Genomic DNA, 19,679 nt, shown 5'->3' with positions numbered 1-19,679 from the left:
CCAACCGGACTACGCGCAAGAAATGAAATGTCGGTAAACTTTACACTGTGTCCATTAAGACAGCGAACGCCTTACTCGCCGGTGACCCGGTCGGCGGCATTCTCGATCGCAGCGCCGGCTTTCTGCGCGCTCTCGCCGACTTGGTTCGCTGCATCGGTGATTGCGGCATCGCGGACGATCTCGGAATCCTGACTGCGCATGAAGAAATATCCCGCCGCAAGCAGTGCGACGACCACCAGTGCGATAACGACAAAACCGCTCGACCCGCGCTTTTCGCGAACGATGGTGGTGTGCGTTGCGGGCGCCGCAGCAGGGTTGGCCGGATTGGCAGGCTCGCGGATCTGCGTTTCGGTTTCATATTCCATGATAATTCTCCCTCGTGATGTCAGATTGTTTCAGGGAGCGGCAATCAACCATTCGCTGCAAATGTTCCGCAAGCCGATCAGAGGGCTCGCACATCAGGGCTGCATGACGCTTGCCAGCCGGGCCGTTGCGGGGGTCAGACATTCGATCTTCCCGCAACGTCCGCAGGGTTGGCTAAGCGGCACAGCATCGAGCCGGTCGAGCGAGACACCGCGGGCATGGGCAAGATCGCTGGCAAACCGCGCCTCGATCCCCAGCACGACCGCGCGCCTGCCCGAGCACATGACGCCGTCCCCATCAACGGTGCGGGTGATCGTGAACCAGTGCCGCGCCGCACCCTCGCTTTCCCCGAAGGTGGCCGCCTGCGTCAGCACACTGCCGGGCCGCTCGAACGCGGCGTAGGGTATCCAGGCAGGCCAGCGCGCCCCATCGAGCGGATAGTGCGCGCCGCTCCCTCCGGCAATGAAATGGGTCAGCCGCCCGGCCCTGTCGATCGTGGCAACAAAGAAGGGGAGACCGCGCTCACCGACCCGGCCGAGCGTGGTCAGCCGCACGGCAACCTGATCGAAACTCACCGCAAACCGGCGTTGCAACACCGCCAGATCATAACCGGTCGCCTCGCACGCACGCAGGAACCGGCGATAGGGCAGCAGCAATGCGCCCGCGGCATAATCGGCAATATGTTCGCGCAAGGCGTCGCGTGCTTCGGGGCTCGCCAGATTGGCGCCGCTAACCAGCAGTTCGATGCTGTCGCGCATTTCCAGCTGCGCAACCTGCCGCGCAATCTGAAACCGCCGCGCTGCACCCGGCAGCATTTCCGACAATTGCAGCTGGCGCGCATGGAGATCGAGGCGGTGAACCTGGCCGGGCATAATCTCCGCCGGGAGAATCCGAACCTGCAGCTGGTGCCGTTCACGAAGCTTTTCGGACAGAGCGGCGCTGATTTCTCCGCGCGAAAGCCGCAATTCGTCGGCCAGCGCTTCGGCCGCGTGATCGAGATCGGCAAAGTGGTTCTGCCATCGCTCGACTGCACGGCGCACAGCGGCAGCGGGATCTTCACCCGCGATCTGCGCAGTATCTCCAAATTGGCCGCTCGTGCCCGTAGCGTCATACATCCGCGCAAAGGCAGCCGCGATTTGCGGTGCGGCGGCAAGGAACTCCTGCACCTCCTCGCGGTCGATCCCCAGATCGGCGAACCGCTTGTCGGCCATTCGCCGCGCCAAACCATCGAGCCCGCCGATCGCATCATCTTCGCGCAGGCTTCTGGGATCGAAATCGAAGCGTTCGATAACCTGGACAAGCACGCGCGCGGAAAGCGGACGCTGATTGCGTTCGATCAAATTGAGATAGGAAGGGGAAATGCCAAGGAGGCTTGCCATGGCTGCCTGGGTCAGTCGCTCGCGCTTGCGAAGGCGACGCAACGCGGGTCCGGCGAGAAGGTTTGTATCCTGCATAACCGATTTGTAAAGTTCTTCACCGATTTACACAAGTCGAAGCGCATTTGTGCCCATAGCTACACGATTATCTGTCAATTTTTCTGTCGCGACTCGATCCGGGGGTTCAAACGCTGTCCATCCCCGGCGCCAGCCTCCAACGGCCAGCGTCACTCCCCAGGACGGACAGGAGAACGCCATGACCTACCAAAACACCATTGCCCGGATGCGCGACGTTGTGACCAATGGCGGGCCGGGCTGGAACGCCATCGATCCCGAAAGTGCGGCGCGCATGGTCATCCAGAACCGCTTCCGCACCGGTCTGGATATCGCCAAATACACCGCCGGGATCATGCGCGCCGATATGGCCGCCTATGACGCCGACTCCGCCAACTACACCCAGTCGCTCGGCTGCTGGCACGGCTTCATCGCGCAGCAGAAGCTCATCGCGATCAAGAAGCACTTCGGCACCACCAAGCAGCGCTACCTCTACCTCTCGGGCTGGATGGTTGCCGCGCTGCGCAGCGAGTTCGGCCCGCTGCCCGACCAGTCGATGCACGAGAAGACTTCGGTGCCCGCACTGATTGGCGAGCTTTACACCTTCCTCAAGCAGGCCGATGCCCGCGAACTGGGCATGATGTTCCGCGCGCTCGATGAAGCGCGCAAGGCCGGCGACGCAGTCGAAGCGAAGCGGCTCGAAAACGCGATCGACAATTACGAGACCCACGTGGTGCCAATCATTGCCGACATCGACGCAGGCTTCGGAAATGCCGAGGCGACCTATCTCCTCGCCAAGAAGATGATCGAGGCCGGGGCCTGCGCGCTCCAGATCGAAAATCAGGTGTCGGACGAAAAGCAATGCGGCCACCAGGACGGCAAGGTTACCGTCCCGCACGAGGATTTCCTCCAGAAGATCCGCGCCTGCCGCATGGCCTTCCTTGAAATGGGTGTGGATGACGGCGTGATCGTTGCCCGCACCGACTCGCTTGGCGCCGGTCTTACCAAGCAGATCGCCTTCTCGAAGGAGCCGGGTGATCTTGGCGACCAGTACAACAGCTTCCTCGACGCCGATGAAGTCGATCCGGCCAACATCACCAACGGCCAGGTCTTCATCAGCCGCGACGGCAAGCTGCTTTCCCCCAAGCGCCTGCCCTCGAACCTCTACCAGTTCCGCGCCGGAACGGGCGAGGACCGCGTCGTGCTCGACTGCATCACCTCGCTCCAGAACGGCGCCGACCTGCTCTGGATCGAGACCGAGAAGCCCCACGTCGAACAGATCGCCGGCATGGTCGACCGCATCCGCGAGGTCGTGCCCAATGCCAAGCTGGTCTACAACAACTCGCCCAGCTTCAACTGGACGCTGAACTTCCGCCAGCAGGTGTTCGATGCGTGGCAGGCGGCGGGCAAGGACGTGTCGGCCTATGATCGAGCCAAGCTGATGAGCGTCGATTACGACGGCACCGAGCTGTCGGACGAGGCCGACGAGAAGATCCGCACCTTCCAGCGAGACGCTGCGGCACGGGCGGGCATCTTCCACCACCTCATCACCTTGCCGACCTACCACACGGCGGCGCTGAGCACCGATAATCTCGCGAAGGAATATTTCGGCGAGGCCGGTATGCTCGGCTACGTCAAGGGCGTGCAGCGCGAGGAAATCCGTCAGGGAATCGCCTGTGTGAAGCACCAGAACATGTCGGGCAGCGACATCGGTGACGATCACAAGGAATATTTCGCGGGTGAAGCTGCACTCAAGGCCGGCGGCGCGCACAACACGATGAATCAGTTCGAGGCGGCCTAAGACGCCCGGGAGAGGGCCGGAAGGATGCACATTTGCAGCCTTCCGGTTGCCCCCAAAGCCGCCTAGACAAACGCGGGTGACATCACCCAGCGGAGAGTGACATGACCGATACCGATACCCCGAATGCCGAACCCGCACGCGCCCGCGCGCTGCTCTCGACCGCCGACATGAAGCTGCTGCGCCGCGCGCTCGAAAGCCATGCCCGCGCCACCGAAGACCGCGAGGAAATCGCCAAGATCAACGCGCTGCACCACCGCCTTGGCACCTATGTGCCCGCTTCAGGCGAGTAGGCGCGATACCACCCGTTTCACAGTTCTCCTGGGGAGGAGAAACGGCCGCCGGAGCGCCTCTTTGCAAAAAGGGATCGTTCCGGCGGCCGCCTTTTTTCCGGGCGCATCGACGCGGTTATTTTTTCATGAGTTCCAGTGTTGCCGCCGTCATCGCTTCGGTGGCGGTGGCGATCACCACGGGCGCATCGGGGGCCCAGAAGGGTGAATGCAGCGACGGCAACGTGATTTCGCCCTTCTGCGCCTTGTCCCACTGGTCTTTCGGCACGCCGCCGACCCAGAAGATCAGGCTTTCGAGATTGGCCTTGTCCGCGCGGTAGAACCGGCTGAAATCCTCGCCCCCCATCACCGCAGGGGTTTCCATGATCCGCCCCTCGAACCGCGGTTTCAGCCCGGCCATAACCCGGTCGGTGAATTCAGGCGTGTTGTAGGTCGCCGGCGTATAGGGATCCTGCACGGTGACCTTGGGCAACTTATCGTCCGGCATCCCGGCGGCCATCGCTTCGGCGCGCGCGATCCGCGCGATCCCGTCGAGCAAGTGCTGGCGGGTCTTGTCCTCGTAACTGCGCACGGTGAGCTGCAGGCGCGCTTCGTCGGGGATGATGTTGTGCTTGGCGCCGGCCTGGAAGCTGCCCACCGTGACCACGGCGGAATCGGTGGGGTTCAGTTCGCGGCTGACCAGTGTCTGCAGCCGCATCACGATGCTCGACGCGATGACGATGGGGTCCTTTGCCGTGTGCGGATAGGCCCCGTGCCCGCCCACACCCGGCACCACGATGTCGACCGAATCGACATTGGCCAGCGCAAACCCTTTCGAATAGCCGATCTGCCCGGCCGGAAATTGCGCCGCGTCGTGGAAGGCGAGCACGTAATCGGGCTTGGCGAAGCGGGTGAACAACCCATCATCGAGCATCGCCTTTGCGCCCTGCCCGATTTCTTCGGCGGGTTGCAGGATCATGATCAGCGTGCCCGACCAGTCGCCCTTGCGCGCGGCAAGCTGCTGCGCAGTGCCGATCCACGCGGTCATGTGCGTGTCGTGGCCGCAGGCGTGCATCACCCCGGTTTCGGTGCCGTTTTGCGCCACCGCGCGAACCTTGGAAGCGTAAGGCAGGCCGGTCTGCTCGATCACCGGCAACCCGTCCATATCCGCGCGCAGCATCACCACCGGGCCGGGCCCGTTCTCCATCACCGCAACCACGCCGGTCTTGCCCACCCCTTCGGTGACGACAAAGCCCAGCGCGCGGGCGCGGTCGGCAAGTTTTCGCGCGGTTTCGGTCTCCTGAAACGACAGCTCGGGATGAGCGTGCAGATCCTCGTAGAGCGCGACCAGCGCAGGCAGATCGCTCGTGACCGAATCACGCAGTTCGTCCGCCTTTGCCGGCACCGCGCCCAGCACCATCATGCTGGCACCCGCTGCCCAAGCTGTCATCGCGCGCATCGTCGATCCTTCCATCATTCCATCGGCCGCTAGAGACCGTACCACAGCACCAGCAGCACCGAGAGCACCGCGACCATGATCGCCACCAAGGGCGTTCCAGCGCGCACGTAGTCGCGGAAAGTGTAGCCGCCCTCGGACATGATCAGCAAGTTGGTCTGATAGGCGATCGGTGTGGCGTAACACAGGTTGCAGCCGAACAGCACGGCGAGCACCAGAGGCTCGGGCGGAAGCCCGATCTGGGCCGCGATGTTATAGGCGATCGGTGTGCCGATCGTCGCCGCGGTCGCATTCGATGCAAAGTTGGTGAGCACCGTGACGAACAGCATGATCGCGGCAAGCGTGAGGGCTGGCGGCAGATAGGCAAGCCCCAGCGACAATGCTTCGCCCAGCCAAGCTGCCGCGCCGCTGTCATCGATCACGCGGCCGATCGCAAGGCTGGCGGCGATAAGCACGATAACCTTGGCCGAAAGCGCCCGCCCCACCCGGTCGAATTTCACGCAGCCGGTAACGAACATCGCGATCGCACCGGCAAGCGAGGAAATCGCGATCGGCAGCTTGATCGGAGCATACTGGCCTCCGTCGAACCACGGCAGGCCCAGCGATGCCGTGGCGATCGCAGTCAGCATGATGGCCGCCGCCAGCACGGCTTTGGACCGGCGCGGCAATTCGCGTGCGCCTTCGAGCCGCAGCAGCGCGTCGGCACGGGAAAACGCGGAGAGATCTTCGTCGATCCCCATCACCAGCAGCACATCGCCTTCACGCATGACCGGGTTGGCGTCCGCCTCGGCAGCATTTGCGCCGGGGCGGTGAATGCCCAGCACTGCGACGCCGAACAGATCGGCGATCCCCGAGGTTGCCAGCGTATGTCCGATCAGGCGCGAATCGGCCGTCACGGTCATTTCCACCGCGACGATATCCTCGCCCCGGGCCTTGGAAATCTGCCGGATACGCTCGATGATCCAGACCGGGGCCAATTCGCCCTTCAGCGCGCGGGCCGCATCCGCGATCGCTTCGTGCGTGCCCGAGATGTGGAACGGCCCGATATCCGTTTCCGCGTGATTGTGAAGGGTGATCCCTTCGGGCAGCGTGCCGCCGCGCATCGGCGGCTCCCCGCCGCGCAGCCGGGTGTGGAAAATCCGCGCACCTTGCTCCGGGGCGACGCTGTTGTCCCGCAGCAACCGCGGCATCACCAACCACAGATAGGGCAAGGCGATGATCCCGGCGACCAGCACCAACGGGGTAAACTGGAACACGCTGATCGGATCCATGCCCAGATCATCGGCGATGCTGACGACAAGGATATTGGTCGAGGTGCCGATCGTTGTCGACATTCCCCCCAGCAGAACCGCGGTGTTGAGCGGCATCAACACCCGCGAGGACGGCATCAGTCCCTTGGCCGCAATCGCCATCACGATGGGAATGAGCAGCACCATCACCGGCGTGTCGTTGACGAACATCGACATCAGGAACGCCGCCACCAGCGCGACCAGCAATCCCAGTTGTCCGTTGATCCGGAATACCTTTTCCAGTCCCGCCGCAACGGGTTCAAGTGCGCCGGTCACCACCAGCCCGCGCCCCATGATCATCAGCGCACAGATCGTCACCAGCGCCGAATGACCGAAGCCCGCGAACGCCAGCGTTAGCCCGTCGGTGGGCCGGGTTCCCGGCAGTGGCGCGAAATAGAGGCCGACCCCGATCACCGCGATGGTGACGAGCGAGATGATCTCCTCAGGGTATCTGCCGCGGGCAAAGGCAATGAACATCGTGACGGTCACGGCCATTGCGGCGATAGCGTGCGGATTTGGAGCTTCGAACATAGCCTGCCGGGCTAGCCGTTGGACTGCGCGGCGCACAGCACTAAATTTCGGGAGCCGCACACCTTGGGGCGGAAGCGACGATCAGATCGCACTTCAACGCTTTAGCCTTGCACACATGACGTGCGATCGGGAAATGCTCGGGAGCGGCCTGACGCTGCTTTTGGCGTGAAGGTGGTGCCCCTGGCCAGACTCGAACTGGCACATCTTTCGATAACCGATTTTGAGTCGGTCGCGTCTACCAATTCCACCACAGGGGCAACCCGGACGGACCGCGCGCTGTTAGCGGGCGTGATGCTGGCTGGCAAGCAGCGCGGCGCAATGTTTCACGTGAAACAGCCGCGCAAACGCGAAAAACACGCCGTTTTGCAGGGTCGAAACCGGGCTGAAAGGGGGCAAGGCGGGGTCTGGAGGGGGTCAAACCGCTCCAGACCCGGTGCCCAAACGGGCTAGCGCAGCGCGCCGGCCAAAAGCTTGTGCAGCTTGGAGTGCAGCGCGTCGTTCGCGGCGAGCACCTGGGCCGAATGGATCGCCTCGCTGCGGCCGCGGAAGTCGGAGACGAAACCGCCCGCCTCGCGCACCAGCAGGCACCCTGCCGCGGTGTCCCAATCGGACAGACCGCTTTCCCAGAACCCGTCGAAGCGCCCTTGCGCGACATAGGCCAGATCGAGGCTGGCAGCACCGAAGCGGCGGATGCCCGCGACCTCGGGGCCGATCGCGCCGAAGATGCGCGTCCATTCGGAAAAATCACCGTGGCCGAAGAAGGGCACTCCGGTCGCAACCAGCGCATCGGACAGCCGCGAGCGGGCCGAGACGCGCAGCCGCGCATCGTGCAGCCATGCCCCTCGCGACTTTTCCGCCCAGAAGGTCTGGTCGGTGATCGGCTGATAGACCACGCCGGCCACCACATCGCCCCAGCCCTTGCCGTCCGCGCGCGGCTCCTGCGCGGCGATCGAAATCGCGAAGTGCGGGATGCCGTGGAGGAAGTTGCTGGTGCCGTCGAGCGGATCGACGATCCAGCGCGGCATGCCGGGGTCGCCCTCGATCACGCCCGCCTCTTCCATCACGAAGCCCCAACCCGGACGGGCTGCGGTCAGTTCGTCATAGATCGTGCGCTCGGACCGCATATCGGCCTTGCTGACGAAATCGGCCGGGCCCTTGCGGGAGACCTGGAGGTGTTCGACTTCGCCGAAATCGCGCCGCAAACGCCCGCCCGCCTTGCGCGCGGCGCGTTCCATGACGCGGATGAGGCCGGAAATAGCTGCCATGTGCTGCTTAACCCGCCTTGCCGACGTAGGCTTGTTCATACACATCGACGATGATGCGCGTGCCGCTGCCGATGTGCGGCGGCACCATGATGCGCACGCCGTTGTCGAGGATCGCGGGCTTGTAGCTGGAAGAAGCGGTCTGCCCCTTCACCACTGCGTCGGCTTCGACGATGGTGGCTTCGATCTGCGCGGGCAGTTCGACCGAGATCGGCTTTTCGTCCCACAGTTCGAGCGCGACCTGCATCCCGTCCTGCAGGAACGGGCGCGCATCACCCAGGAGATCGCCCGGAAGCGTGATCTGTTCGTAGGTATCGTTGTCCATGAACACCAGATCCTCGCCTTCGGCATAAAGGAACTGGAAATCCTTGGTGTCGAGCCGGACGCGTTCGACCGTGTCGGCGCTGCGGAAGCGCACGTTGGTCTTGCGGCCATCCTGCAGGTTCTTCATTTCGACCTGCATATAGGCCCCGCCCTTGCCCGGCTGGGTGTGCTGGATCTTGGCGACTTTCCAGATGCCTTTTTCATATTCCAGGATGTTGCCGGGGCGAATGTCGACGCCGCTGATCTTCATGGGCTGTGGGCCTTTTTCACGAGGTGGAAAGAGCTTTTGGGTGCGCAGCCGGAAAGGCGCGCGCCCGAAAATGATGCGCGCCCATAGCCGCGCATCGCGCGCGGGGCAAGCATGGCGCAGGCCCCGCGCCTCAGGAACCCCGCGCGCATCGGTATCAACCAAGGACAGGCGCGCGGTAATGCGTGGCGCACACGCCCGGGCGGTGTTAGAGCGGCGGGCATGAAGACGCGATACATCGTTCTGCTGGTCGTCAGCGCCGCTGCGGCTGCCGCCCTGTCACCGGGCAAGGGCATGGGTCAACAGGTCCAGAGCAACCGCGATGCCGCGCGCCCGCAGGCCGCTGCCGGGATGGCCAGCGGCGGCATGCTGGGCATCCTGCGCCACGGCGAATGGGACTGCGCGCTGCCCGGCGATGCCGGGGGCGAGGCGTTCGTATCGGTCGCGGCCGAAAGCTTCCGGATCGGCACCGCGTCAAGCTATGTCAGCGATGCGGGCAACGGGATCTACCTGCTGCGCGGCACAGAACTGGTCTTCACCCGCGGCCCCAAGAAAGACCAGCGGTTCCGGCTGATCGGCGAAAATTCGCTCCGCAAGCTGAACGCGGACGGATCGGACAGCAAGCTGCTGTGCACGCGCACGGGCAGCGGCAACTAGGGCGGCAGGCTCGCGCAGCGCGGGTCGCCGCCGCGACCTTCGTGACCACGGCGGCATCGCGCGCGGCGATTATTCCGTTTCGGGCCGCTGTTCCTTGATTTCCTCGGCGCCGGTCATTTCCTCGGCGCTGTGCTGCATGTTAGGGTTCATCTTGACGTCGACATCGTCGACATCCTCGCCGTTTGCAGTCCCGAGGCTGGGCGTGGAAGGATCGGCGGAGGGTTCCGCTGCGGGTGGATCGGGCGTCGGGTCGCCCGTGCCGCAACCCATCACCGCAAGGCTGGCCAGCGAGAGCGCAAGAATTCCGTGAAGCTTCTTCATGTCGAACCTCTCCAATTGCCCGAAGGCGATCATCCCGGTTCGGGTGGTGCGCCAGAATTGACCGATCTTCAATGGTCAACGTCGCACAGGTGTCGCACGCAGCCGCGATCGGGACGGGCCGGAAAGCCCGGCTTTGCCGAGCGCGCTATCCCCGCATGACCTTGGCAAACGCCTCGATCGCGGCGACCTCGTCCCCGCCCCACACCGCGTGGCTGACCGCGAGGAAATCCGCGCCCGCATCGATCAGGGGCCGGCAATTGTCAGGCGTGATCCCGCCGATCGCGACGCAGGGAATTTCGAAGATCTCAGTCCACCACTTGAGCAATGCGAGATCGGGCACCTCGGCATCCGCGCCCTTGTCCTTGGTGGCGGAAGGATAGAATGCACCGAAGGCGACATAGTCCGCGCCCGCCTCGCCCGCTTCCATCGCCATGTGGCGGCTGGCGTGGCAGGTGACGCCGATCTGCGCCTCGCGGCCCAATTCCTCGCGCGCATCGCGCGGATCGCCGTCGTCTTGGCCCAGATGCACCCCGTCGGCCTTGAGGCGCTTGGCGAGGCTCACCGAATCGTTGACGATGAAGGCGACATCATGCGCCGCGCAAATCGCTTGGAGCGGCGCGGCCAGTGCTGCGGCGGTGTGGCTGTCGACATCTTTCACCCGGAACTGGAACGCGGTGACAAGGTCGCCGTGCCGCCGCGCGCCGGCGGCCAGCGCGCGTTCGAGCCGGTCGGGAAAATCGCCGCCGCAATCGAGCGGGCTGATGAGATAGAGCTGGGTCTGGGTCATGCGCGCTTCCGCTAAAGCCTTGTCGCGCGCCTGTCACCTGTTCAGGCGCGGCTCAGGCGCGGCCGCGCTTTAAGCTGCGGCATGATCAAGATGTATCGCACGCTCGCCCCTGCCCTGCTCGCCCTGACCTTGGGCGCCTGCGCGGTGATTCCCGACAAGCCGCAGCCCGAAAGCGTCGCCTTGCCGCAAGGCACGCCGGTCGCGTTGGGCCAGTCGGTCACGGTGGGCGGCGTGGTCGTCACGCCGACCAAGGTTGTCGAGGACAGCCGCTGCCCGATCAACGCGCGCTGCATCTGGGCCGGACGGCTGGTGGTGACGACGCAGATCGACGGCGCGGGCTGGCGCGACACCGCCGACCTCACGCTGGGCGAGCCGTGGAGCACGCATGGCACCGTGCTCGCGCTGACTTCGGGGGAGCCGGGCCGCGAGGCGGGCGAAGGCAAGGAAACCCCTGCCAGCGCCTATCGCTTCACCTATGAGGCGCGTGAGGGCTCGGCGCGCTGAACGATCAGACGCTGGCCGAGGCGATCTGGTCGATCGCCTTGCCCAGCACATTGTCGAATTCCTCGTCCGACTGGCCCTGGCGCAGATCCTGCAACAGCCCGCGGCTGAAGCTGGCGATCATGCCGGGGTTGGCGGCAAGGCGCTCGCAAGCCTCGTCGGTCGAGAACCCGCCCGACAGCGCGACCACGCGCAGCACCTTGGGGTGGCCCACCAGCGGAGTGTAGAGGCCAGCCTTCGCCGGGATCGACAGCTTGAGCATCACCTGCCGGCCTTCGGGCAGCGCATCCAGAGCCTTGGTGATTTCGGCGAGCAGCATTTCCTCGCCTTGCGCGCGGGTCTGGGCGGTGATGTCGAATTCGGGCTCGATAATCGGCATGAGCCCGGCGGCGCTGATCTTTTCGCCCACTTGGAACTGCTGCGCGACGACGGCGGCGATGCCGGCGGGGTTCGCGGTCTTGATGACCGAACGCATCTTGGTGCCGAACATTCCTGCCGCGACCGACTTTTCGAGCAGTGCGTCAAGCTTCGTCATCGGCTTCATCAGCTGAACGCCGTCCGCTTCCTCGGCCAGACCCTCGTCGACCTTGATGAAGGGGACGATCCCGCGCGCCTTCAGCGCATCGCCCGTGGTCTTGCCGTCGACCTCGCCATCCATCGTCCGCTCGAACAGGATCGCGCCGATCACCTTGCCGTTGGCAAAGCACGGGCTGGTGATCACCCGCGCGCGCATCGCGTGGATAGCGGCGAACATTTCCTCCTCGCCCGACCATGCGCTGTCATCGACGCCGTAGCCCTGCAGCGCCTTGGGGGTCGAACCGCCCGACTGGTCGAGCGCGGCGATGAAACCCTGTCCGGTGGCGATGCGGTGCGTCATTTCAGCGGTGTTCATGGCGGGCTCTCTTTCAGGCGTGGATGATGTTCCGGTGCGGCGCCGCCCTCTTATGCATAGGTATGCAGAACCGCTCGCAAGCGCCCTTAGCGAGGCCGCAAGCGTGCCGCAACCGCGAAAGAATTACCGCTTGGAGAGGCGGCGGATGATGCCGGAAAAACTGAGCGCGGGCTTGCCGTCGCCGGTCACCGTGCCGCGCACGAAGATCGTCTTGCCCCCGCCGCGCGTCACTTCGCCGCGCGCTTCGACCAGCGCGCTGGATGCAATCGGCCCGAGAAAATCGCCCGACAGGTTGAGCGTGACCGCATGATCGCCTGCCAGTGCATCGGTGGCGATCGCGAACAGCGCGAAATCCGCAAAGGTCATCATGCAGCCGCCGTGCATCGACCCGCCGCCGTTCATATGACGGTCCTCCGCACGAAAGGCGCTGACATAGCTGCCGTCATCCTCGCGGCGATAGAAGAACGGGCCCGAGCGCGTTTCGAACGGATCGCCTTCCCAAAACCGCCAACCGGCAAATTCGCCCTCTTCCATGACCTTCAGGGCGCCGTAGCTGGTTTCGACTGCTTCGCTCATGCTCACTTCCACAATTGCAGGCGGCTGATCGCCGGGGCGAGGGTTTCATCGCCGTCCATCCGCGCAAGACTGCGTTCGGCGAGCTTCCACCCGCCGATCGCGCCCTTGCGCCACAGATCGGTGAGCAGAAATCCGCCGCGCCAGATTTTTGCGCCCAAGGCAAGATCCAGTTCCGCCCCTGCAGACAGCCACGCGGTCTTGCCGTGGCTGCGCACGATGACTTCGCGCATGGTGAACCGCGTGCAGGCGAACCCTTGCCCGGCTGCGGCCAGAAAACTTGGCCGGTCAAGCAGTTGCGGGGGCGTGCTGCCAACCAGCATCATGAAATCGCGGGCCAGCAGCTTCTTCATCGCCTTGGCATCACCCGCGACCCAGGCACGCATCATGCCAAGCGTCAGCGCCTCGATTTCCGCTGCGGGATCGGCCATAGCTCAAACTTCGAGCGCGGCGACACCGGGCAGCACGCGGCCTTCCATCCATTCGAGGAATGCGCCGCCAGCGGTTGAAATATAGGTGAAATCTTGCGACGCTCCCGCGTGGGCCAGCGCTGCGACAGTATCGCCGCCGCCCGCCACGCTGATCAGCGATCCTTCGAGCGTCAACGCCGCAGCGGTGCGCGCGAGCGCCACGGTAGCGGCATCGAACGGCTCGGTCTCGAACGCGCCCAGCGGACCGTTCCAGACCAGCGTGCGGCAGGTCTTGAGCACATCGGCCAAGGCCTCGACCGCCTGCGGACCGAGGTCGAGGATCATCTCGTCCTCGGCAACCTCGTGAACGTTGCATGTGCGCAAGGATGCCGGGTTGGCCGCAAATTCCTTGGCCACTACCACGTCATAGGGAAGGTGCACGGTGCAGCCCTTGGCGTCGGCCTCGTCCATGATGCGGGCGACGGTGGGGGCCAGATCGTGTTCGCACAGGCTCTTGCCGACATTGACCCCGCGTGCGGCGAGGAAGGTGTTGGCCATGCCGCCGCCGATGATGAGGTGCTGCACCTTGCCCACCAGATGTTCGAGCACGGCAAGCTTGGTCGAAACCTTCGCCCCGCCGACCACCGCCGCGACCGGCTGTTCGGGCGTGCCGAGCGCTGCATCCAATGCCTTCAGCTCGGCTTCCATCGAGCGGCCGGCATAGGCGGGGAGAAAATGTGCGAGGCCTTCGGTCGTGGCATGCGCGCGGTGCGCGGCGCTGAAGGCGTCGTTGACATAGAGCGTGCCGTGCGCGGCGATTGCCTGCGCCAGATTGGGGTCGTTCTTTTCCTCGCCCGGCCAGAAGCGCGTGTTGTCGAGCAGGCCGATATCGCCATCGCGCAGGATCGAGGACACCGCCTGCGCCACCACGGGCCCGGCGATCTCGGGGATGAACATGATTTCCTTGCCGATCACCCGCTCGACATCGCCGATCACCATGCTGGTCGACAGCATCGAGGACCGCTGCCCGCCCGGCCGCCCGAAATGCGCGAGCAGCAGCACCTTGGCGCCGCGGCTTGCGAGTTCGAAGATGGTAGGCTTCACCGCTTCGACCCGCGTCACATCGGTCGCGGAACCATCCTTCATCGGCAGGTTCAGATCAACCCGCACCAGTGCGACTTCGCCGGTCAGATCGGCAGGGAGATCATCGAGGGTCTTGAAGCTCATGGTGCGGCAGGTCCGTTCGGTAGGAGCGTTGCAGGCAATGGCCGTGCCGATGCCCCGAGGGACGCGCGGCACGGCCGGGATCAGATCACAGGAACTTTGCCACCACGCCGGCGGTGTCGATCATGCGATTGGAGAAGCCCCACTCGTTGTCATACCAGCTGACCACGCGCGCAAGCTTGCCTTCCATCACGCTGGTTTCCAGCGAATCGACGGTAGAAGACGCCGGGTAGTGATTGAAATCGCTCGAAACCAGCGGCTGGTCGGTGTAATCGAGCACGCCCTTCATCGCGCCATCGGCAGCCGCCTTCAGGGCGGCGTTGATTTCTTCGGCGGTGGTGTCGCGGCTGGGCACGAAGACCAGATCGACCATCGAGACATTCGGCGTCGGCACACGGACGGACGAGCCATCAAGCTTGCCCTTCAGCTCCGGCAACACCAGCCCGACCGCGCGCGCCGCGCCGGTGGTGGTCGGGATCATGTTCTGCGCGCCCGCACGCGCACGGCGCAGATCCGAGTGGATCTGGTCGAGCATGCGCTGGTCGTTGGTGTAGGAGTGGATCGTGGTCATGAATCCGCGCTCGATCCCGATCGCGTCGTTCAGCACCTTGGCCACCGGCGCAAGGCAGTTGGTGGTGCACGACGCATTGGAGATGATCACGTCATCGGCGGTGAGCGTTTCATGGTTCACGCCGAACACGATGGTCTTCGACACACCGGTCGCGGGCGCGGAAATGATCACGCGCTTGGCCCCTGCGGCGATATGCGGGCGGCTGGCTTCGTCGCTCTGGAAGAAGCCAGTGCATTCGAGCACGATATCGATGCCCATTTCGCCGTGCGGCAGGTTGGCCGGATCGCGCTCCTTGGTCACCGCGATGCGCTTGCCATTGACGATGATCGCATCGCCGTCGGCGGTCACATCGCCGTCGAAGCGGCCGTGGACGGTGTCATGCTTGAAGAGCAGTGCATTGGCCTTGGCATCTGCCAGATCGTTGATCGCGACCAGATCGAGATCGTGGTCGGTGCGTTCGAGAATGGCGCGTGCGACAAGACGGCCGATACGGCCGAAGCCATTGATCGCAACTTTGGTAGCCATGCGAGGTTCTCCTGCTTAAGCGTTCAATTTCTGAAGGATTTGCGGGACAATTGCCGCCGCGGTGAAGCCGAAATGGGCAAACAGATCTTCCGCCGGGGCCGAAGCGCCGAAGGTGTCGAGCCCGATATTGATGCCACTGCGCCCGGTGTAACGCTGCCACCCGAGGGTCGAGCCCGCCTCGATCGAGACGATCAACGCGTCGGCAGGGAGCAGATCGGCGCGGTAGGCTTCGTCTTGGGCGTCGAACAGTTCCATGCAGGGCATCGAGACGACATCGGCGCCGATGCCCTTCTCCTCGAGCGCCGCGGCGCAATCGACCGCGAGTTCGACTTCCGATCCCGTGGCGACCAGCACCACCTTGCGCGGGCCATCGGCGGCATGGAGGCGGTAGGCCCCCTTGGCGCTGCGGTTGGTTTCCTGCGTCCAGTTACCCTCACCCTCACCGCGCAGCTGCGGCAGATTCTGGCGGGTCAGCGCGAGCACTGAAGGCGTCTCGGGCGTCGAGAGCGCGAGTGCCCAGCATTCCGCGGTCTCGACCACATCGGCAGGGCGATAGACGTTGAGGTTGGGGATCAGACGCAGGCTCATCACCTGTTCGACCGGCTGGTGCGTCGGCCCGTCTTCGCCCAGCCCGATGCTGTCATGCGTCAGCACATAGACCACGCCGGTCTGCTGCAACGCCGAGAGGCGGATCGCGTTGCGGCAATAGTCGGAGAAGATCAGGAAGGTGCCGCCGTAAGGCACGATCCCGCCGTGCAGCGACATCCCGTTCATCGCCGCGGCCATCCCGAACTCGCGGATGCCGTAATAGACATAGCGACCCGCATAATCATCGGCGCTCATCGGCAGGGTCGAGGGCGTCTTGGTGTTGTTCGATCCGGTGAGGTCGGCCGAACCGCCGACCAGCTGCGGCAGCGCGGCGGTAAGCGGGCCAAGCGCCATTTCGGACGCCTTGCGAGTGGCGACCTTTTGCGGATTGGCGATCAGACCGCGGACATACTCCTCGATCGCAGGCGCCACGCGTTCGGCGATCGGCGCGAGCTGTGCAAGGAAGGCGTCCTTGTGCGTCGATGCTTCGAGCCGCTCTGCCCAGGCACCGTGCGCAGCCCGGCCTGCCTCGCCGGTCTGCTGCCAGTCGGCAAGGATTTCGGACGGCACCACGAAGGGTTCGTGCGACCAGCCCAGCGCCTCGCGCGCGGCGGCAACTTCCGCAGCCCCTAGCGCTGCGCCGTGGACGCCGCTGGTGCCCTGCTTGTTGGGCGCGCCCTTGCCGATCATGGTCCGGCAGGCGACGAGCGAGGGGCGCGGATCGGCCTTGGCTTCGGCCAATGCGCGGTCGATATCGGCAAAATCGTGGCCGTCGCACTCGGTGACGTGCCAGCCCGTCGCGATGTACCGCGCCTTGATATCCTCGGACGAGGACAGATCGGTCGCGCCGTCGATGGTGATGCGGTTGTCGTCCCACAGCACGTTCAGACGGCCTAGCTTCAGATGCCCTGCCAGCCCGATCGCTTCGTGGTTGATGCCTTCCATCAGGCACCCATCGCCCGCGATTACCCAGGTGTGGTGATCGACCAGATCATCGCCGTAGACCGCATTGAGATGCCGCTCGGCCATCGCCATGCCGACCGCCATCGCGAGGCCCTGCCCCAGCGGGCCGGTGGTGCATTCCACACCGTCGATCAGGAAGTTCTCGGGGTGGCCGGCACACGGGCTTCCGAGCTTGCGGAAATTGCGGATGTCGTCGATCGTGGGCGCGGCATAGCCGGTGAGATAGAGCAGGCTGTAGATCAGCATCGAGCCGTGGCCCGCCGACAGCACGAAACGGTCGCGATCGGCCCAGTCGGGCGCGGTCGGATCGAACTTCAGGTGGCCGCCGAACAACACCGCGGCGACATCGGCCATGCCCATCGGCATCCCCGGATGGCCCGAATTGGCGGCTTCGACCGCATCCATCGAGAGGGCGCGGATGGCGTTGGCCATCGGCTGAAGACGGGCGGCATCGAGGGTCATCGGCACGCTATTCTCCTGGCTGGGGAAACACGCGCACAGTTGCGCGATTCGACCCCTGTTCCGGTCGCGCGTGCCATTGCCGAGGGGACGGAGCAGGTCAACCATGCGTGCACAGGATTCCCGGAGCACTTCGGCGCGTTTCTTTATCAACAGCCGTGCGCAAGGCTTTGCGCGCGCAGCCGTGTATTGGTATCTGTCGCCGCCATGAGCGTTGACAGAATTGCCGCAGCCCTTGCCCGCACCGAGGCTGCCCTTGCCCGTATCGAAGCGGCCACCGCTGCCGTGCCGCGCGGCGGCGCGGGCGGCGCGCGTGTGGTCGGGCTGGTCAATGTGCACGAGAAGTTGCGCGAGCAGGTGTCTGAATCGCTTCGCGAACTTGACGATCTGCTCGAACAGCTCGACGAACAGGCCGCATCATGAGCACGGTCACGCTGAGCATCGGCCCCAAGTCCTACACCATCGCCTGCGGTGATGGCGAGGAAGCCCACGTCCGCGCGCTGGGCGCGATGATTGCGGAAAAATACGCCAAGCTCGGCACCGCGCGCGCGCCGCTCGAAGCGCAGAATCTGGTGTTTGCCGCCCTGTTCATGGCCGACGAGCTCGATCAGGCGCGCAAGCGGCTCGCCGAAATCGACGCGGCCCCGCCCGCTCCGGTCGCCGAAGCGGTCGATCCCGAAGCCATCACCGCCTTGCAGAACGCGATCGCCGCGCTCGAAGCCGATCTGGCCGCCGCCCGCGATGCGGCTGCCGCAGCGGCAGAGACTGCTGCCCCGAGCGACCTGTTCGGCGGCGCGGACGATCAGGAAATCGACGGCGAGGCGCTGGCCGCGCGGCTCGAAGCGATCGCCGCCGAGGCCGAGGCCCATGCCGCAGCGCTTGAAGCGATCGCCGCAAGCGCCTAGATAGCAAGGCGGCGGGACTGCCCGGCACGAGCCGATTGAATATCCCTGAGGCTATAAGTAATCCAAATGGGAGTTGTCCCTGCCCTTGCGTGCCGGTTCGTCCGGAACTCTTGGGCATACGGCGCCCACCTGACGTACCACGCGTCAGAGGATTTCTAGCGCAAACGACCCATGGTGGTTCCGTCACTTTTTTGTTTTCCGCAGCCCATCCGGGCTGCGGTCCTCGCTGGACGCGCAGCATAGCTGCGCACGCTGCGGGCGGCCGTTCGGCCTTGCGGCCTTTGCGGCCGATCTTGTTCTTGATTGACGCGCCTTGGCCGTAACCTGCGCCGGGATGCGCAGTGAAGCTGCGGACGACTGCTTGCACTGCGTTCGGGCGGTCGCCCTTGCGGGCCTGCGGGCCGTGGCCTACCTTTAACCGTGAAATGACCATTCCCACAAAATCGGACCTGCGTCGCACCCTGCGCGCCGTGCGCAAGGCGCATGTCCAGGCTTTGCCGCAGAACATTCGCGGCCTGCTGTTTCACCGCCCCCCTGCCCCCTTGCTCGCCCGGATCGGCGACGAGGCGGTGATCGGGCTTTATCACGCAGGACCCTTCGAAGCGCCGGCTGGCGGTTACGCGCGGTTCTTTCACGATGCCGGGCACCGGCTCGCGCTGCCCCGTTTTGCCGCAATGGGCGCGCCGATGACGTTTGCGCAGCACACCGATCCCTACGCGGAAAGCGATCTCGAAGTCGGCCCATACGGCATGCTGCAACCCGGGGCCGATGCCGAAAGGCTGATCCCCGACGTGTTGTTCGTGCCGCTGGTGGGCTTTACCGCCGATCTTGACCGGCTGGGACAGGGCGGCGGGCATTACGACCGCTGGGTCGCGGAACATCCCCTGCGCCTTGCCGTTGGCCTGGCATGGGACGCGCAAGCCTGCGACACCTTGCCGACGGAACCGCATGACAAGGCGCTCGACGCTGTCGTCACCACCACCCGAATCTACGGAAAGTTGTAAATGCGCGAGACCCCTACTTGGCGAATCCCGTTCGGCATCGTCAGCCTGTTCGTTCTGCTGATCGTCTACGGGGTGATCGTGGCGCGCTATGCCCCCGATATCATCGGCAACTGGGGCGGCGCGGCGCAGACGGTCGTCTATGTGGTGCTGGGCCTGATCTGGCTGCTGCCCTTGCGGCGGTTTCTGATCTGGATGGAAACCGGCAGCTGGCACCCGCCCGAGTAAGCCGCGCGTCGCGACCCGGCCCCGCCGGGCGCGATCCGGACAAAAGAAAAGGCGGGCCGAAGCCCGCCTTATCCGTGCCCTTCTGGGCGTTTCCATGAAAAACAA

The 19,679-nt window shown here is 64.8% G+C and carries 22 protein-coding genes, 1 tRNA gene and 1 other RNA gene; 9 read left to right on the top strand and 15 right to left on the bottom strand.

The window, feature by feature from the left end:
* Window positions 1-71: 71 nt before the first annotated feature.
* Together A9D12_RS11510 and A9D12_RS11505 are read right to left on the bottom strand one after the other, a co-directional pair.
* Entirely contained in the window at window positions 72-365 is a 294-nt protein-coding gene (locus tag A9D12_RS11510; protein WP_156522872.1) for a hypothetical protein, read from the bottom strand.
* A gap of 93 nt (window positions 366-458) precedes the next feature.
* Window positions 459-1,817, bottom strand: coding sequence for a helix-turn-helix domain-containing protein (locus tag A9D12_RS11505; RefSeq protein WP_068351961.1), 1,359 nt, complete (start codon window positions 1,815-1,817; stop codon window positions 459-461).
* Window positions 1,818-1,995: 178 nt separating this feature from the next.
* Here A9D12_RS11505 and A9D12_RS11500 point away from each other — a divergent pair, with 178 nt between their 5' ends.
* On the top strand, window positions 1,996-3,594 hold the full coding sequence (locus A9D12_RS11500; protein WP_068351959.1) for an isocitrate lyase: 1,599 nt from the start codon (window positions 1,996-1,998) through the stop codon (window positions 3,592-3,594).
* A gap of 101 nt (window positions 3,595-3,695) precedes the next feature.
* On the top strand, window positions 3,696-3,884 hold the full coding sequence (locus tag A9D12_RS11495) for a hypothetical protein (RefSeq protein WP_068351957.1): 189 nt from the start codon (window positions 3,696-3,698) through the stop codon (window positions 3,882-3,884).
* 115 nt (window positions 3,885-3,999) lie between these two features.
* On the opposite strand, the gene A9D12_RS11490 is transcribed toward A9D12_RS11495, so the two are convergent.
* The 5 genes from A9D12_RS11490 to efp all read right to left on the bottom strand — a co-directional run bounded on the left by A9D12_RS11490 (window position 4,000) and on the right by efp (window position 8,972).
* Window positions 4,000-5,319, bottom strand: coding sequence for an amidohydrolase (locus tag A9D12_RS11490; RefSeq protein WP_068354396.1), 1,320 nt, complete (start codon window positions 5,317-5,319; stop codon window positions 4,000-4,002).
* A 29-nt stretch (window positions 5,320-5,348) separates the two neighbouring features.
* On the bottom strand, window positions 5,349-7,136 hold the full coding sequence (locus tag A9D12_RS11485) for an SLC13 family permease (protein ID WP_068351955.1): 1,788 nt from the start codon (window positions 7,134-7,136) through the stop codon (window positions 5,349-5,351).
* A gap of 172 nt (window positions 7,137-7,308) precedes the next feature.
* Window positions 7,309-7,393: transfer RNA gene (locus A9D12_RS11480), tRNA-Leu, on the bottom strand.
* A gap of 189 nt (window positions 7,394-7,582) precedes the next feature.
* The gene (locus tag A9D12_RS11475; protein ID WP_068351953.1) at window positions 7,583-8,401 is read right to left on the bottom strand and encodes an inositol monophosphatase family protein; all 819 of its coding nucleotides are present in this window, start codon (window positions 8,399-8,401) and stop codon (window positions 7,583-7,585) included.
* Window positions 8,402-8,408: 7 nt separating this feature from the next.
* Window positions 8,409-8,972, bottom strand: a complete 564-nt coding sequence (efp, locus tag A9D12_RS11470) for an elongation factor P (RefSeq protein ID WP_068351950.1) — start codon at window positions 8,970-8,972, stop codon at window positions 8,409-8,411.
* A gap of 219 nt (window positions 8,973-9,191) precedes the next feature.
* On the opposite strand from efp, the gene A9D12_RS11465 reads away from it, so the two are divergent.
* Window positions 9,192-9,626 carry a hypothetical protein gene (locus A9D12_RS11465; protein ID WP_068351948.1) on the top strand — a complete coding sequence of 145 codons (435 nt, stop codon included), beginning with the start codon at window positions 9,192-9,194 and terminating at the stop codon, window positions 9,624-9,626.
* Window positions 9,627-9,695: 69 nt separating this feature from the next.
* On the opposite strand, the gene A9D12_RS11460 is transcribed toward A9D12_RS11465, so the two are convergent.
* Window positions 9,696-10,019 (bottom strand): hypothetical protein, encoded by a 324-nt coding sequence (locus tag A9D12_RS11460; protein ID WP_068351946.1) that lies wholly within the window; start codon window positions 10,017-10,019, stop codon window positions 9,696-9,698.
* A gap of 73 nt (window positions 10,020-10,092) precedes the next feature.
* Complete coding sequence (gene thiE / locus A9D12_RS11455; protein WP_068351945.1) at window positions 10,093-10,734, bottom strand: thiamine phosphate synthase; 642 nt, start codon at window positions 10,732-10,734, stop codon at window positions 10,093-10,095.
* Between the two features lie 81 nt (window positions 10,735-10,815).
* On the opposite strand from thiE, the gene A9D12_RS11450 reads away from it, so the two are divergent.
* Window positions 10,816-11,238, top strand: a complete 423-nt coding sequence (locus A9D12_RS11450) for a hypothetical protein (RefSeq protein ID WP_068351944.1) — start codon at window positions 10,816-10,818, stop codon at window positions 11,236-11,238.
* Window positions 11,239-11,242: 4 nt separating this feature from the next.
* Here the strand turns inward: A9D12_RS11450 and A9D12_RS11445 are convergent, their stop codons facing one another.
* The 6 genes from A9D12_RS11445 to tkt form a co-directional block, all read right to left on the bottom strand.
* On the bottom strand, window positions 11,243-12,127 hold the full coding sequence (locus A9D12_RS11445) for a fructose bisphosphate aldolase (protein WP_068351941.1): 885 nt from the start codon (window positions 12,125-12,127) through the stop codon (window positions 11,243-11,245).
* A gap of 123 nt (window positions 12,128-12,250) precedes the next feature.
* Window positions 12,251-12,703, bottom strand: coding sequence for a PaaI family thioesterase (locus A9D12_RS11440; RefSeq protein WP_068351940.1), 453 nt, complete (start codon window positions 12,701-12,703; stop codon window positions 12,251-12,253).
* A 2-nt stretch (window positions 12,704-12,705) separates the two neighbouring features.
* A complete protein-coding gene (locus A9D12_RS11435) occupies window positions 12,706-13,131 on the bottom strand; it encodes a YybH family protein (protein WP_068351938.1) in 426 nt (141 codons plus the stop codon).
* 3 nt (window positions 13,132-13,134) lie between these two features.
* Window positions 13,135-14,337, bottom strand: coding sequence for a phosphoglycerate kinase (locus A9D12_RS11430; protein ID WP_068351936.1), 1,203 nt, complete (start codon window positions 14,335-14,337; stop codon window positions 13,135-13,137).
* Window positions 14,338-14,422: 85 nt separating this feature from the next.
* On the bottom strand, window positions 14,423-15,430 hold the full coding sequence (gap, locus tag A9D12_RS11425; protein ID WP_068351934.1) for a type I glyceraldehyde-3-phosphate dehydrogenase: 1,008 nt from the start codon (window positions 15,428-15,430) through the stop codon (window positions 14,423-14,425).
* A 15-nt stretch (window positions 15,431-15,445) separates the two neighbouring features.
* Window positions 15,446-17,443 (bottom strand): transketolase, encoded by a 1,998-nt coding sequence (gene tkt, locus A9D12_RS11420; protein ID WP_068351931.1) that lies wholly within the window; start codon window positions 17,441-17,443, stop codon window positions 15,446-15,448.
* Window positions 17,444-17,647: 204 nt separating this feature from the next.
* On the opposite strand from tkt, the gene A9D12_RS14900 reads away from it, so the two are divergent.
* The 5 genes from A9D12_RS14900 to A9D12_RS11395 all read left to right on the top strand — a co-directional run bounded on the left by A9D12_RS14900 (window position 17,648) and on the right by A9D12_RS11395 (window position 19,574).
* On the top strand, window positions 17,648-17,863 hold the full coding sequence (locus A9D12_RS14900; RefSeq protein ID WP_068351930.1) for a hypothetical protein: 216 nt from the start codon (window positions 17,648-17,650) through the stop codon (window positions 17,861-17,863).
* Entirely contained in the window at window positions 17,860-18,345 is a 486-nt protein-coding gene (locus A9D12_RS11410) for a cell division protein ZapA (protein ID WP_068351928.1), read from the top strand. The genes A9D12_RS14900 and A9D12_RS11410 overlap by 4 nt, the downstream gene beginning before the upstream one ends.
* 11 nt (window positions 18,346-18,356) lie before the next feature.
* A non-coding RNA gene (gene ssrS / locus A9D12_RS11405) (6S RNA) lies at window positions 18,357-18,530 on the top strand.
* 240 nt (window positions 18,531-18,770) lie between these two features.
* The gene (locus A9D12_RS11400; protein ID WP_068351927.1) at window positions 18,771-19,349 is read left to right on the top strand and encodes a 5-formyltetrahydrofolate cyclo-ligase; all 579 of its coding nucleotides are present in this window, start codon (window positions 18,771-18,773) and stop codon (window positions 19,347-19,349) included.
* The gene (locus tag A9D12_RS11395) at window positions 19,350-19,574 is read left to right on the top strand and encodes a DUF2842 domain-containing protein (RefSeq protein WP_068351925.1); all 225 of its coding nucleotides are present in this window, start codon (window positions 19,350-19,352) and stop codon (window positions 19,572-19,574) included.
* The last annotated feature ends 105 nt before the right edge of the window (window positions 19,575-19,679 follow it).

Origin of the sequence: Erythrobacter neustonensis (assembly GCF_001663175.1) — a bacterium.
GTDB lineage: Bacteria > Pseudomonadota > Alphaproteobacteria > Sphingomonadales > Sphingomonadaceae > Erythrobacter > Erythrobacter neustonensis.
The sequence above is the reverse complement of the archived record's forward strand: the minus strand, read 5'-3'. Positions and strand labels throughout refer to the sequence as shown.

Excerpts from the sequence above, each read along its gene's own strand:
- A9D12_RS11465 (WP_068351948.1), top strand. The coding sequence starts at position 9,192 with ATGAAGACGCGATACATCGTTCTGCTGGTCGTCAGCGCCGCTGCGGCT.
- A9D12_RS11435 (WP_068351938.1), bottom strand. The coding sequence starts at position 13,131 with ATGGCCGATCCCGCAGCGGAAATCGAGGCGCTGACGCTTGGCATGATG.
- A9D12_RS11495 (WP_068351957.1), top strand. The coding sequence starts at position 3,696 with ATGACCGATACCGATACCCCGAATGCCGAACCCGCACGCGCCCGCGCG.
- A9D12_RS11400 (WP_068351927.1), top strand. The coding sequence starts at position 18,771 with ATGACCATTCCCACAAAATCGGACCTGCGTCGCACCCTGCGCGCCGTG.
- A9D12_RS11490 (WP_068354396.1), bottom strand. The coding sequence starts at position 5,319 with ATGCGCGCGATGACAGCTTGGGCAGCGGGTGCCAGCATGATGGTGCTG.
- tkt (WP_068351931.1), bottom strand. The coding sequence starts at position 17,443 with ATGACCCTCGATGCCGCCCGTCTTCAGCCGATGGCCAACGCCATCCGC.
- A9D12_RS11440 (WP_068351940.1), bottom strand. The coding sequence starts at position 12,703 with ATGAGCGAAGCAGTCGAAACCAGCTACGGCGCCCTGAAGGTCATGGAA.
- A9D12_RS11445 (WP_068351941.1), bottom strand. The coding sequence starts at position 12,127 with ATGAACACCGCTGAAATGACGCACCGCATCGCCACCGGACAGGGTTTC.
- A9D12_RS14900 (WP_068351930.1), top strand. The coding sequence starts at position 17,648 with ATGAGCGTTGACAGAATTGCCGCAGCCCTTGCCCGCACCGAGGCTGCC.
- A9D12_RS11510 (WP_156522872.1), bottom strand. The coding sequence starts at position 365 with ATGGAATATGAAACCGAAACGCAGATCCGCGAGCCTGCCAATCCGGCC.
- efp (WP_068351950.1), bottom strand. The coding sequence starts at position 8,972 with ATGAAGATCAGCGGCGTCGACATTCGCCCCGGCAACATCCTGGAATAT.
- A9D12_RS11475 (WP_068351953.1), bottom strand. The coding sequence starts at position 8,401 with ATGGCAGCTATTTCCGGCCTCATCCGCGTCATGGAACGCGCCGCGCGC.
- A9D12_RS11485 (WP_068351955.1), bottom strand. The coding sequence starts at position 7,136 with ATGTTCGAAGCTCCAAATCCGCACGCTATCGCCGCAATGGCCGTGACC.
- gap (WP_068351934.1), bottom strand. The coding sequence starts at position 15,430 with ATGGCTACCAAAGTTGCGATCAATGGCTTCGGCCGTATCGGCCGTCTT.
- A9D12_RS11505 (WP_068351961.1), bottom strand. The coding sequence starts at position 1,817 with ATGCAGGATACAAACCTTCTCGCCGGACCCGCGTTGCGTCGCCTTCGC.
- A9D12_RS11410 (WP_068351928.1), top strand. The coding sequence starts at position 17,860 with ATGAGCACGGTCACGCTGAGCATCGGCCCCAAGTCCTACACCATCGCC.
- A9D12_RS11450 (WP_068351944.1), top strand. The coding sequence starts at position 10,816 with ATGATCAAGATGTATCGCACGCTCGCCCCTGCCCTGCTCGCCCTGACC.
- thiE (WP_068351945.1), bottom strand. The coding sequence starts at position 10,734 with ATGACCCAGACCCAGCTCTATCTCATCAGCCCGCTCGATTGCGGCGGC.
- A9D12_RS11430 (WP_068351936.1), bottom strand. The coding sequence starts at position 14,337 with ATGAGCTTCAAGACCCTCGATGATCTCCCTGCCGATCTGACCGGCGAA.
- A9D12_RS11500 (WP_068351959.1), top strand. The coding sequence starts at position 1,996 with ATGACCTACCAAAACACCATTGCCCGGATGCGCGACGTTGTGACCAAT.
- A9D12_RS11395 (WP_068351925.1), top strand. The coding sequence starts at position 19,350 with ATGCGCGAGACCCCTACTTGGCGAATCCCGTTCGGCATCGTCAGCCTG.